Source organism: Treponema sp. (assembly GCF_052169735.1).
Classification (GTDB): domain Bacteria; phylum Spirochaetota; class Spirochaetia; order Treponematales; family Treponemataceae; genus Treponema.
Window position 1 is genome coordinate 1 of sequence record NZ_JBQNBW010000071.1, and the last position, 12538, is coordinate 12538.

The following is a 12538-nucleotide window of genomic DNA, read 5'->3' on the forward strand; positions in this document are numbered from 1 at the left end:
AGTCAGAAGTCAGAAGTCAGAAGTCAGAAGTCAGAAGTCAGAAGTCAGAAGTCAGCTTAGGCGCGTTCTGCGCACAGAACATTTCTACCCCCCAACAGTACCTATTTTCTCCTCGGTATCCGGCGCTCGAATCGGCACAAGACCGATTTCGGGCGTTTTTTATACAGAAAAACCATTTTACAGGAGGAAGGTATGAAAATCTACTTTAATCGAAAAGCCTTTGCTTTCCTTGGCGCGACAGCATTTATGCTTGCCGCAGTGTTCACAGTCAGCTGCAAGCCGGCAGTAAGCAGCAATACTCCGGCTGAAACGTTCGCCGTAACCTTTGTTGCAGACGAGTACGGAGAACTCAAAGCAGAAGTTGATGGTAAGCCGATTGCCACGAATGCAAAGGTCGAAAAAGGCTCAACCGTTACGTTTACTGCAACGCCTAAAAACGGCTACACAGTAAAAAACTGGACTATTGAAGGCGGCACATTTGCTGCGGGAACTGGAACAGAGGAAAACCTTACTGCAAAGGTAAAAATCACTGCAAACACGAACGTAGGCGCAAACTTTAAGATACAGAAATTTTCTATAACGTTCTCGCCTGCAGATGCTGACGGTACGCTTACAGCTGCAGTCAACGGAAAGGAAATTAGCTCAGGTGATAAATTTGTCAAAGACACGGAAATAACGTTTACTGCAACGCCTAAAAACACTGTCTATAAAGTAGACCGGTGGACTATTGAAGGAGGTACATTTGTAACAGGGACAGGCACAGAAGGAAGCCTTACCGCAAAGGTGAAAATCACTGCAAACACAAAGGTAAGCGTAAGCTTTAGCCTCTATGAAAAAGTTGCGCTTAATGCACTCCACACCTATCTTCAAGCGGCGTCACCTACCGACATACACTATATCGAAGTAACCGGTCTTACAGCCGCGGACTTAAATGGTAATGAGTCAACACCGAGTCGGCTTGGAAAAATACTGAAAGATAACAGCGGGAAAAAAGTTGCACTTAAATTGTCAGCTGTATCCGGCGTTACAAATATGCAATACTGCTTTAACGGCTGCACAAATCTTACCCAAGTGTCTAAGATACCCGCCGGCGTTACGGATATGAGCGGCTGCTTTTTCGGCTGCACAAATCTTACCCAAGTGTCTAAGATACCCGCCGGCGTTACAAATATGCAACACTGCTTTAACGGCTGCACAAGCCTTACGGAAGCTCCTGAAATACCCGCCGGGGTTACAGAGATGAGCGGCTGCTTTTCCTACTGCACAAGCCTTACGAAAGCTCCTGAAATACCCACCGGGGTTACGAATATGAGCGGCTGTTTTTTCGGCTGTACAAGCCTTACGGAAGTTCCTAAGATACCCACCGGCGTTACGGATATGATCGACTGCTTTAACGGCTGTACAAATCTTACGAAAGCTCCTGAGATACCCACCGGCGTTAAGGATATGAGCGGCTGCTTTTCCGACTGCACAAATCTTACGAAAGCTCCTGAGATACCCATCGGTGTTAAGGATATGAGAGGCTGCTTTTCCGGCTGTACAAATCTTACGAAAGCGCCTAAGATACCCACCGGTGTTACGGATATGAGCTACTGCTTTTGCGACTGCACAAGCCTTACGAAGGCTCCTGTTATACCCATCGGGGTTACACAGATGACAAGATGCTTTTGCGACTGTACAAGCCTTACGTCTGCGGCGCTACAGTGCACGTATAATGCTGGATTTATGGATGCTTTCTCTGGATGTACAAGCTTAGCTGCCGACAGCATCAAGGTTCCAAGCGATCAGCTTGCTGCGTATAAAGCAGGTGCACGCAATATGGGGGCGCAAGAAAACTGGTTTACCGATAGGTAAAGGCGCTAACCATGACCCGTGCAAACTGTCCGCGTAACAAAAATAAGCTGCCGGTTTGTACTTTTACCAATCCGTCTTTCGGGCGGATTGGTGTAAAATTATCATTCGGCAAAAAGAGTGCTAATTATGGAGAAAACTGTGGAAATAACATTAGATGTTTCTCTTTCAAAATCTGAACATGAACTGTTGATGAGGAATCTTAATTGCGATGATGCCGATCTTGACAGATTAAAGAATATGCTTAAAAAAATGGCGGAGGCTTCATTTAACGAATACAAACGAATGTTTACCGGCGTTTCTATTCCCAATACGATTTCGGAATTTCGGCTGGAGAGGCTGTATAATCTTTTGATGCATTATTTTAAAACCGCCTCCCCCGATGAAGAAATTATCGGCACACTCTTGCACACATCGAACAGCACGAGTAAACAGCTGATAAAAAACACGTATGCACGGCATAAGTTTGATTTAAGTGAAAAACTGAAACAAACTGTACGTTCAATTCTTGAACAAAACGATAATCACAGCAATTCGAAATCAAATTATCTGGAAATTACCGATTCCTGTATTGTAGATTTTATAAATCTGATTATAACAAAAGAAAAGCCCGGCTTAACAAAACTGCATCAGGGAAAAGATCATAAGGCCTGCATATATATTTGCCAGGAAGATACATACGAGTTCTTAAAGGAGCGGTTTAAATAATTTATGGAAGATATATCGAATATTTTATCGGCTTTATGCGTTCTCTATGCGTTTGTTTTTATATATGCGCAGATTTTATCGGATAAAGTAGAAAAATTTTTGGCAATAACACCGCCTACCCGCAATGAACCGACAGCCCAAAAAGTTTATAAGACAAAAAAAAGAGCGCTGCGTTTTATAAGCATAATGTACGTATCGCTGAACTTTGTAATTTTTGTTTGTACTGTTCCTATTGTAATAAGAATTATCTCTGAGTATACATTTTTATTCTCAATAAATGTGGAAATTCTCCCTGCATTTGTTTTATGCATTTTTTGTTTGCAAGCAATCACTTTCGTATACGCGATGTATCTTTGTTGGCAAATAAAATAACTGCATAATAGAAATTTTCTCTCGACTAAAAATCCGAAGTTTAATCTCTCTTTATGAGCGGAATTAATCCTTTATTGATACCACTCCAATAAACTCTACCACATAAACCTTCCTTAAAATTGAACAACTGAACAAAGTGTAAACTTTGGAAGTTGTTCAATTCGTGCGCGGGAAGCGCACACATCAATACGTGACGTTTGCCGCAAGGCAAACTCATCGGTTAACGAGGCTGCGCTATTTAGCAGCCGAAGTTATACCTTCCTTAAAATGCAACAGTCGAACAAAATATCAATTTTGGAGACTGTTGCATTCGTGCGCGGAACGCGCATACGTCAATACGTGACGTTTGCCGCAAGGCAAACTCATCGGTTAACGAGGCTGCGCTATTTAGCAGCCGAAGTTATACCTTCCTTAAAATGCAACAGTCGAACAAAATATCAATTTTGGAGACTGTTGCATTCGTGCGCGGAACGCGCATACGTCAATACGTGACGTTTGCCGCAAGGCAAACTCATCGGTTAACGAGGCTGCGCTATTTAGCAGCCGAAGTTATACCTTCTATAAAATCTGCCATATCCCATTCGTTTAAAAAGACGGTAACAAAGTTTTTCATATATTGTTCGCGCTGTTCGGCAATGCGTTTAGCAGTTTCGGTATTCATCATATCTTTTAGATAAAATAGTTTCTCGTAGAAATGATTAATCGCTGTAGATTGGTGCTGATAATAGGTTTCTTTATCCATACTCAGCATAGGTTTTATTGCCGGATCGTACAGCGGACGGTTACGGCTTCCGCTATATGCAAATACCCGTGCTATTCCTATCGCGCCCAAGGCATCCAACCGGTCTGCATCCTGAACGCATTTTCCTTCGATGGAAGACGGAGTAACGGAATCCGTTCCCTGATACGAAACTTCTTCAATAATAGTACAAATCAAACGGTATACGAAATTGCTGATATGATGTTTTTGCATAAACGAGACGGCACGGTCTTTATGCTTATACGTTTCCGGCGAAAGTTTTCTATCATCTACATCGTGCAGCAATGCTGCAAGCTGAACGATATACGGATCAGCGTGTTCTTCTTTCGCAATATAGCTCGCGATGCGGCATACTCTCATTGTATGAAAAAAATCATGTCCGCTTGTATCGGTTTTAAAAAACGTTTCCGCATACTTTTTTGCAGCTTCGATAATAGCATCTGTTATTTCTCCATTCATTTCTTATCCGCCTTTGCCTTACAGCTTTTCATATTCAACATCACTGATCGGATACTATCATTTTTGTGTTTATTCATACTGTCTGTTACCCGCAGCATAGGCGCCGGTATCTATATCGAGGACTTCGCGCACAGGCTGGATAAGCGATTCTTCGTAGCGGCATATCCATCGTTCGGGTTGTGCTGAACCGTCCGGTATGCCGTCGATAGTGTCGCCGGTTTCTATGGGGTTATCATTTATTAAAAGATACAACGCGGTGTTGTATGCATGATTTACCATCAGGTTCGGCTCAATCGAGTGGCGGCAAATTGTGCTACGGCAGTGTCGGAATCGTACGAAAAACATTCGGCATCTCCCAACCGTTTTTGCATCACCGTTTCCATCTGCTTCCGAGCCGGCAGTGTTACCGGCGCTTTAAACAAGAGCTTTACAACAAAAATGCCGCTGACTTTTTCTTCTTTGGTTAAATCCTGTTGAAAAATCTTATCCATATTTTGCCTACCCTTCTATCATTTATACAGCGCAATTTGTTTTTCTATAATCTCCTGCTTTACGGATTTTATCAGTGTTTTTACATTCGTCTTGCAATCGTAAACAAAATACGATTGTACCGTTCCGTCATATTCTGAAAACAAGATTTCTTCACCGCCGAGAAAGCGGAACGTAATTATGGAAGACGCAATCTCTTTCACATGCGTACCGTCGTAATCGGAAACATAAAGCGCAATATCATCCTCGCTATTCAAAATCTTATCGTTCCTTGTATCGTTTTTAACGACGGCATACACATTACACTCATGAGGATATCTCGGCGGTTGCTCTTCCTCAACCTCGGCTAAGCAATATTTATAGATAAAAACATTTGCCGGAAACAACTTGTATTCTTCCCGCCCGTTATTTTTCACAAAAATAAGGTTTGTGATACCATCTCCACCAAAACCTCTTCCCAACACATTCGAAAATCCATCTCCCGACCACTTGGATTTTTCCGTACCGTATGCTTCATCCGCCTTAATCGCCGAACTTTTCACGCTAAAAATATATACATCTTTTATTTTTCTCTCAAATTCCAGATGTTCTTTAATTTCTACGTGTACATCCTCAACAACTGCAATCTGCTGCGCACGTGTTCGATGAAACGGTAACAAATCATTGATGAGTGCTGAACCCAGAGCTATAATCCCCAGAAGAACAAAAACAAACACCAACACAAAATCCGCTTTTTTGATAAACTCAAAAATCTTCTTTTTCATTTTTCCTCCGCAATGATTTTACTAATGTTCTTTGAGATTATTGTAGTTTGTATTTTCTCAAATCTAGTACATACTAGATTTAATCAAAATAAAAAGTATTAGATTCCTCTCAGGAGCAGCTTTATCATCGGCAAATTTCATACATTCGGTTCTTACCGGAGGATGACGATTGAAATTAGCGGCGAGCGACCAAAAGGCTGCATTTTTTATAGATGCACGGTACAATTCTTCACCTGTTATATTCAGTGTTTTAATGAGTTTTTTAAAACTTTCAAGATGTTCCGTATAGCTATCTAACACGGAAATATCGCAGTCTTCCATGGGGGCATCCATCTCCTCATTGTTATATTTAATATCAAAATCGGAAAGAAGTTTTATAAGCTCTTTTTTTTGTTCTTTAGTGCTCGTAAACGTCGTAATCTTATGCTTAAAAATATCTTCCCATGCTAACACCGAGGCAATTTTTTGGATAGGTGCGGAATCTCCTGTTGCGAAAAAAATACTCCAGAGTATATCGAGTTCCGTTGAATTAGTGATATCGGCTGTCAGCGGATCATACGTGGTCTTATCATCGATAATACCTTTGATAAAGCCTTTTAAATAAGCATCGTTTTCTTTTTCATAAAGCTTATTCAAAAGCTGTTTATCTTTGAGGCTGACAACCAGAATAAGGAATCGCCGCTCTTCGCTATCGCTTTTGCCATATATGGTCATAAGCTGATTGAAAGATTGCTCCGTAGGAAAGATTTTTGAAAAAAAGAATGCCGTCGGATAATACCACGAGGCTTCTCTGTCAGGGTGATGTTCGTTAAAAAAAGATACCAATAATTCCGGCGCTTTTTGGTAGTCTTTCGTTTTATAAAAATCCATTATTCGGTCATCGACGCTTCCGTATTCTTGCGCGACAGCATGCGTCCCACAGATTACGGCAAATACAAACATACAAAAGATACTGATAACAGTTTTCGGTTTTAGCATATACCGCCTCACTTCTCAATGATTATGCACGATATTTTAACCAATCTTACATAAACCGTCTATTCACAAAGAGAAATCATAACCGTTTTGGAAGAAGAAAAGCCGTACGATACAATTTCCGATGAAAAACTTTTTATGCTTTCCGACACTCTCATAGCTCAGAATAAATCAGCCTATCGGGAATGATGAAAACCATCCTAAGGTAATATGAGCAAATATTATTCTCGGACTTGATAACGGAACATACAATCTGATTATATTGATCCACACGGTAAAGTCGCTGTTTCTGTATCTGATCCGGAAGCGAATATACAATTCTGGTGTGTCTAGTTGGCGGAAAACCCAAAGGAGTATCAGGCGCTGTTTAAGCCGAAAAGAACATTTATCCTAAAATAACATATACCATGAAGCTCATCTGTGCCTCCATTGTTCTGCTACACTACAACTCAATTTTACACCGTAATGAGCACAAGCTGCAAACAGGACGATAATTGCACTATAATCGGTAAAGAATATGGCATAACCTTTTTCCATATCGAGAAAAAAGAACTGCTGCTGCAAAACGAGATAACGCCATACGTCGCGCGAAATAAATGCATACAAACCATAGGTGCAAATACCGGCAAGCAGCGTATACAATATAATCGTTTTCAATCGTACCGGCTGTACAGATGCTTCCGTTTTTGTTTCTGCCGTCCGCTGATGCTTTGCTGCGATGTGGCGGGAAATCATCCCTGCGTGCAACCCGATATGCAGCGACATAAATAAAAAGTACCAATGGCTTGCGAGCATGTGTGCTATCCGTGCAAAGTTCGCTCCGGAGCTGATACCCAGAAATGCAAAAACATACTGCGAAAGCATAATACCGCTTATCATCAAAAATACTGCGCATACAAGAATACCGCAGTTTACGATTGTCTGCATAATGCGGAACGGACGGTACGAGCCTTTTAAAAGCGAAGCATACCAGCGCCGGTTCAGCGCAACATGCATTCCCTAGAACACAAACAGCGAAATGCCTAAAATTTCATGCACACCTGCCCACGGAAAAAAATAATTGCCGCCTATCAGCATCAGTGAAATAAGCGTCATCACGGTATCTATCATCATTCGGAGCGTACTTTGTTTTATCGGTTTACTGCGCCTCCATGAGTATACTTATCCTTCCTTAAAATTGAACAACTGAACAAAGTGTCAACTTTGGAAGGCGTTCAATTCGTGCGCGGAACGCGCACATACAATCTGTGACGTTTGCCGCAGAGCAAACTCATCGGTTAACGAGGCTGCTCTATTTAGCAGCCGAAGTTATACCTTGTATTATTTCTCCCATTGCGCTTAGTCTGCCGGATGCCATGCACCTAATGAGCACTCCTGTTCTTCCAGTATCATTGTAAAAAAACGCTTACCTTTGTCGAGTGCGCGGATTTCATCCATTTCACTTGAAGTTAATGCAAAATCGAAAATGTCAAAGTTTTCACGAATATGAGCCGGTTGCGTACTGCGCGGAAAGACAATCGTTCCTTCCTGAATATGCCAGCGTAAATTCGTGCCGTGTCGATCAGCCGCATACCCGCTTTCAGCGCCCAGTACACGGAATTTTCCGCCTGCTGCTGTGAAAGCCGATATGTCCCGATGCCGAGTACCGGCATCTCATACCCCGAATTAAGCTTTACCGTTCTATGCTCCAAATTAAATTGAAGTGCCGCCGTTTGCACATTGACTGTACCGGATGTTTGAGCACAGACTGTACCGGCAGCAGTGAAAACGGCGAGCCCTTTCAGCAGCGTTGCTCCCTTACACGTAGAACGGATGCTGCTTTCGGTTCCGGCAAGGGAGCTGCCTTCGTGGGTACAAAACGGAATGACGGTTTTACCGTTCCTTAAAATTGAACAACTGAACAAAGTATCAACTTTGGAAGTTGTTCAATTCGTGCGCAATAGCGCACACGTCAATAAGTGAGTTTGCCTTGTAGCAAACTCATCAGTTAACGAGGCAACCCTATTTGGTTGCCGAAGTTATACCTTCCATTGATGGGATTCCATAAACGTATAAATACACATCGGAAGATCACCCCACCAAATGGGATAACCGATATAAATAGTGTCGTAACTATCGAAGTTCGGTACGTCGGCTTTGAGCGCGGGACGTGCTTTGCAGTTCAATTCGGCCTTTGCCGTATCAAGCAGGGCTTTATGGTCGTTAATCGGATACGCCGCAGCGGTTTCAAGTTCGAAAATATCCGCACCCGTTTGCTCGGCAATCATCTTCGCGATGATGGCGGTATTTCCTTCTTTGATGTTCCTGACCGCGTACTGTTCGCCCGCAAGAGAAAAATATAAGACGAGCGATTTCGATTTTGTCTGTGCGCTTGCCGCGTCGAACGTACAAAAGATGCGATTCGCGCGGTATTTAAAGATATGGTATGCGAGCTCCCGTATGAAAAAATCACGGTAAAAGAGATCGCTGAACGTGCCGGCATAAAACGCAATACGTTTTATCTGCACTACGATTCTCCCGACGATGTACTGCACGAAATTCAAACCGAACATTCCGACCGCTACAGCGCTCTTATCGCCGGCTACGATTATAAAAACGACGGGGCTGTATTAGTGCGAAGCTTTTTCGAATATATGGAAGCGCAGGACGAGTTTTTCAAAAAGGTTACCTGTGACAGCCGCTTCGATTATATTCGCGAACGCATGCAAAATAGAGTTTTGGCAAAAACCTACAAACAATCTTCCGTCTTGCCCTGCAAAAACGAATATGAAGAAAATATCGTCCGCGCTTTTTTCAATACGCCGCTCTATCTGTATCGGCAATGGGTTCGGGACGGACGAAAAATTCCGCTCGAAAGGATAATCGAAATTTCGGCGACGCTCATGGATTTCGGCATGCAGGGCTTTTTGCATTAAACCGGCAGCAGTAAAGTATGATCGCGGTTAATCATATACAGATTCCCGGTTATTGAACTTAATCAGGTGATCATTGAAGTACTTGAAAATATCAAAGCAAACAGGAAAAGAAAGGTGAATACCTTGCCGATATGGACTTATTGATTGCTTTTTTTTCACTTTCACCTTCGGCGCAGGCAAGTCATCGTACATCATGGCGGAATTCATTGAAGACATTTCCGTTGCCGTTATAGCAGTTTAACGAAATTTTTGTTATTATAGGTGTATCTGCCGCATTCCCGATACTCTCTTGACCTTAAAAAGGGATAACGCAGAATATAGTTGGGAGACTATAAAAATGAATAAACCGATTTGTTGTTTGCTGTTTATTATGAGTTCACTCGGCTTGTATGCACAAAAGTACATCGCCGTAGATTACGCCAATAGCTGGGATCATTATGTCATAGAGAACAAAGTGAATGTCCGCTCGACGCCGAGCCTTTCCGGCGAAAAACTGTTTCAGCTGAATGCAGGCGATGCGGTTCGTATTATCAAATGGAGTAAAGATTGGGAATGGCTTTTAGAGGAAAGCTATTATGCACCGTGGTACAAAATCTCCTGCGCCCAAGGGACGGGTTATATCTGCGGTCGATATATTTCCTGCAAAGAGGCTGTAGGGGATCTCGATAACGACGGGGAAGATGAGATTTTTGCATGTCTTTGCATTACCGAACGTAAAGGAGGGGCGGTTTCCGATGTCCATCCAAGTTTTTATAATGTAAATAAAAATCATGTGCTGATAAAAAAATCACATATTGAGCATATTGATTTAGAAAAATTTTATAAAAACCCCATTGCGGAAGATACGTCTTATTCGATAGTCAAATGCGAAGATTTGGTGCCGAATGTATCGTTTCTTGTTGCAAGAAGCGGCTTCGGCGATTCAAGCGTTGGAGGCGACGGCTGGTCTAAAGCACGGTATTTTTATTTTGCAAACGGAGCATTAAAATATTTTGCGACGCTTTCCAACAGTTGGTCTGAAACACACCATGAAACAGTCGAAAAATTTGAATTTAACGGAGACAGGATAGAACATATCAATACTTATATAAGATGGGAAAACGGCAAGGAATCGGCTCCCAGAATCAAGCGCATGTCTTACAAGCGCATATCTTACCGGTGGGACGGGAAAGATTTTATAAAAATTGAAGATTAGAAATTATAGATCAAAAAAATTCGGTTTTTCAAATCTTATGAGCGATTATCATTTTATATCATCTGAGTAAGGGCACAAAAAGGTTTAATGAACTTCAAAGATTAATGCCTGCAACAACTCGAACTGTTTTAACGAGACAGCTGCGTCAGCTTGAAAAAGATAAACTAATCGACCGAAAAGTCTTTGCCGAAGTCCCGCCTCATATTGAATACTCTTTAAGTAAATGGGGAACTAAATTTCAAAAAGTATTAGACGAGATTGAGATTTTCGGGTTGAGTTATATCGCCGAATTACATAAAATGCAAAAAGGAAAAAGCAGTTAAGCTTTATCACATTCTTTCTCCTATGCAAAAGAGACTGTTACAGTCTGTTAAATGACCGATTTGTTCTGCAAAAGCTAATTTCCGAAATACAGCGGCAGTGCGTTGTACAGGTATTCGGCGATTGCATCATAGTCATGGCGTCCTCCCTGTTTGACGGCGTAGCGTATATTCCCCCGCTGAAAGTGGAGCGGGTCAGCATTTCGGTCAGTTGGTTGTTTACCTGATCCCAGATAGGATCGCCTGTACCGACTGCAGCGTAGATTTCATAATCCGAAGCGGTATATCTTTTTTCCCGGATAATTTGTTCAAGCCGGTCAGCGGTTTCCTTGGGCCGATAGCGCCCGCCGTAGGTTCCCATAATCCAGCAATCGCCGCTTAAGGGAAGAAAATACTTGATAAGATCGTTATTGTAACAAAATTCGTACCATGTAGTAACAGCTCCCAGTGAAAAACCGCTGAATGCCCGGCTATTCCGTGATGCATTTGTATTAAAGTGAGAATCGATAAAAGGCAGCAGCGCATCGCGAAAATCGTTATGGAACACGCTTAATTCTTCGACACTGCGGGCAAAATCCTGCGGCTCATTTCCGTTGTCAAATGTTGCGGCAACAATGATGAGCGGCTTAATATCACCCTTGCCGCCGCCTGCACTGCAGATTGCACTTTTTGCACCTTTTTTACCGCGAAAGAAAAAGAACCCGGTATTCCGTTTTCGCGGATCGCGCTGTTTTTCCACTTCCGTGTAGATGTCAAAAAAGACCGGCTCGCCCCGGAGGCTTTGAGCTTTAAAATAACGGATGATCTCTACCGTCTTTGCTGCATCGATATGGCTATACCATCTCAACAGCAAAGAGCCGAGTGTTGTTCCGCTCCAATAACCTGAATCCGCCGGGAAGATCAGCCTTCCCCAGGGAGAAAAATCAATATCGGCAATAACGCGGTCAATCGCGGTTTGCGCGGTAATATCTTCAATTTTCATCCGCCCTCCCGATGCGATGCCGGTAGTTTTTACACTGCTGCCTTGCTCTGCCGTTTGTGCCGTACAGGATAACGAAAGAAACAGGCAGCACAACAGAGGAAATAGCTTCTTCATTCCACATACCGTTCCGCCTTAAAAGTTACCGCCTTTTATCGAGCTTTAAATAACCAGCCCATAATAGCAGGATCCTTTGCAAAACTAGCACCGCCTGCTTGAGTGTCAACATAACTAAACAGAAGTTTTCACTAGAGTGCTAATCCTTTTGCCCAATCTATAATCTTTTTTTCACTTTGCCCGGTTTCACTGCGGTTCAAGATGAGCATATTCTTGCTCACTGTTGCCTTCGGTTCTGCAGCTGCAATCTCGCGTTCGATACCTGCACTCCGACTTCCCCCATGAGTAACAGAAAGATAGATTGTCTTGCCGCTTAAATCGTATTCATCTAAGAATGACTGTACAGCGAGCGGCATTTTGTACCACCCATACGGGACAGCAAATGATAACCGTATTGTACTGCGCCATGTTGCTAACATGCGAGGTAAGCTTCGGTCTTACGTTTTTTCGTTGCTCTACACATTCGTTACATCAAACACTTTGCTATAATCGCGCGGATAGTGATCCCCTGTGTCGATTTTAAACACATCAGCATTTATTACTTTTGCAATCGTCAATGCAATCAACAACCCCGACGCAAGCGTCGGGGTATTAAACCCTCGTATAATAAAGTCATAGAATTATCTTGTATCAT

18 protein-coding genes are annotated in these 12538 nt (G+C 42.5%); 6 read left to right on the plus strand and 12 right to left on the minus strand.

Going from position 1 to position 12538, the window contains the following annotated elements; genetic code table 11:
• Positions 1-192: 192 nt before the first annotated feature.
• Entirely contained in the window at positions 193-1854 is a 1662-nt protein-coding gene (locus ACTTJ8_RS10195; protein ID WP_442721113.1) for a leucine-rich repeat protein, read from the plus strand.
• On the opposite strand, the gene ACTTJ8_RS10200 is transcribed toward ACTTJ8_RS10195, so the two are convergent.
• Entirely contained in the window at positions 1841-1966 is a 126-nt protein-coding gene (locus ACTTJ8_RS10200; RefSeq protein ID WP_442716842.1) for a hypothetical protein, read from the minus strand. The genes ACTTJ8_RS10195 and ACTTJ8_RS10200 overlap by 14 nt on opposite strands.
• Before the next feature lie 26 nt (positions 1967-1992).
• Between ACTTJ8_RS10200 and ACTTJ8_RS10205 the strand changes: the two genes are divergently transcribed.
• On the plus strand, positions 1993-2559 hold the full coding sequence (locus ACTTJ8_RS10205; protein WP_442719844.1) for a hypothetical protein: 567 nt from the start codon (positions 1993-1995) through the stop codon (positions 2557-2559).
• 3 nt (positions 2560-2562) lie between these two features.
• A complete protein-coding gene (locus ACTTJ8_RS10210) occupies positions 2563-2931 on the plus strand; it encodes a hypothetical protein (RefSeq protein ID WP_442719845.1) in 369 nt (122 codons plus the stop codon).
• Positions 2932-3463: 532 nt separating this feature from the next.
• Here the strand turns inward: ACTTJ8_RS10210 and ACTTJ8_RS10215 are convergent.
• From ACTTJ8_RS10215 to ACTTJ8_RS10250, 8 genes are all read right to left on the minus strand, one after another.
• Complete coding sequence (locus ACTTJ8_RS10215) at positions 3464-4150, minus strand: HD domain-containing protein (protein ID WP_442716844.1); 687 nt, start codon at positions 4148-4150, stop codon at positions 3464-3466.
• Positions 4151-4219: 69 nt separating this feature from the next.
• Positions 4220-4429, minus strand: a complete 210-nt coding sequence (locus ACTTJ8_RS10220) for a DUF4261 domain-containing protein (protein ID WP_442716845.1) — start codon at positions 4427-4429, stop codon at positions 4220-4222.
• Positions 4429-4641, minus strand: a complete 213-nt coding sequence (locus tag ACTTJ8_RS10225) for a hypothetical protein (protein WP_442716846.1) — start codon at positions 4639-4641, stop codon at positions 4429-4431. The genes ACTTJ8_RS10220 and ACTTJ8_RS10225 overlap by 1 nt, the downstream gene beginning before the upstream one ends.
• An 18-nt stretch (positions 4642-4659) precedes the next feature.
• Positions 4660-5403: a hypothetical protein gene (locus tag ACTTJ8_RS10230; RefSeq protein ID WP_442721114.1), complete on the minus strand. Its 744-nt coding sequence runs from the start codon at positions 5401-5403 to the stop codon at positions 4660-4662.
• 63 nt (positions 5404-5466) lie between these two features.
• The gene (locus tag ACTTJ8_RS10235; RefSeq protein WP_442721115.1) at positions 5467-6381 is read right to left on the minus strand and encodes a hypothetical protein; all 915 of its coding nucleotides are present in this window, start codon (positions 6379-6381) and stop codon (positions 5467-5469) included.
• A 411-nt stretch (positions 6382-6792) separates the two neighbouring features.
• Positions 6793-7374 carry a DUF4405 domain-containing protein gene (locus ACTTJ8_RS10240; RefSeq protein WP_442719850.1) on the minus strand — a complete coding sequence of 194 codons (582 nt, stop codon included), beginning with the start codon at positions 7372-7374 and terminating at the stop codon, positions 6793-6795.
• A 452-nt stretch (positions 7375-7826) separates the two neighbouring features.
• Positions 7827-8282 carry an NADPH-dependent FMN reductase family protein gene (locus ACTTJ8_RS10245; RefSeq protein WP_442721116.1) on the minus strand — a complete coding sequence of 152 codons (456 nt, stop codon included), beginning with the start codon at positions 8280-8282 and terminating at the stop codon, positions 7827-7829.
• Positions 8283-8396: 114 nt separating this feature from the next.
• Complete coding sequence (locus ACTTJ8_RS10250) at positions 8397-8912, minus strand: flavodoxin (RefSeq protein ID WP_442721117.1); 516 nt, start codon at positions 8910-8912, stop codon at positions 8397-8399.
• On the opposite strand from ACTTJ8_RS10250, the gene ACTTJ8_RS10255 reads away from it, so the two are divergent.
• The 3 genes from ACTTJ8_RS10255 to ACTTJ8_RS10265 all read left to right on the plus strand — a co-directional run bounded on the left by ACTTJ8_RS10255 (position 8799) and on the right by ACTTJ8_RS10265 (position 10811).
• A complete protein-coding gene (locus tag ACTTJ8_RS10255) occupies positions 8799-9293 on the plus strand; it encodes a TetR/AcrR family transcriptional regulator (protein ID WP_442721118.1) in 495 nt (164 codons plus the stop codon). The two genes, ACTTJ8_RS10250 and ACTTJ8_RS10255, sit on opposite strands and share 114 nt — an antisense overlap.
• Before the next feature lie 337 nt (positions 9294-9630).
• Positions 9631-10488, plus strand: a complete 858-nt coding sequence (locus ACTTJ8_RS10260; RefSeq protein WP_442716932.1) for an SH3 domain-containing protein — start codon at positions 9631-9633, stop codon at positions 10486-10488.
• Between the two features lie 50 nt (positions 10489-10538).
• Positions 10539-10811, plus strand: coding sequence for a winged helix-turn-helix transcriptional regulator (locus tag ACTTJ8_RS10265; protein ID WP_280452066.1), 273 nt, complete (start codon positions 10539-10541; stop codon positions 10809-10811).
• A 37-nt stretch (positions 10812-10848) separates the two neighbouring features.
• Here the strand turns inward: ACTTJ8_RS10265 and ACTTJ8_RS10270 are convergent, their stop codons facing one another.
• From ACTTJ8_RS10270 to ACTTJ8_RS10280, 3 genes are all read right to left on the minus strand, one after another.
• Entirely contained in the window at positions 10849-11790 is a 942-nt protein-coding gene (locus ACTTJ8_RS10270; RefSeq protein WP_442721119.1) for an alpha/beta hydrolase, read from the minus strand.
• Complete coding sequence (locus ACTTJ8_RS10275; RefSeq protein ID WP_442721120.1) at positions 11780-11911, minus strand: hypothetical protein; 132 nt, start codon at positions 11909-11911, stop codon at positions 11780-11782. Before ACTTJ8_RS10275 ends, ACTTJ8_RS10270 begins: the two co-directional genes overlap by 11 nt.
• A gap of 124 nt (positions 11912-12035) precedes the next feature.
• Positions 12036-12323: a flavodoxin gene (locus ACTTJ8_RS10280; protein ID WP_442716930.1), complete on the minus strand. Its 288-nt coding sequence runs from the start codon at positions 12321-12323 to the stop codon at positions 12036-12038.
• Positions 12324-12538: the final 215 nt, after the last annotated feature.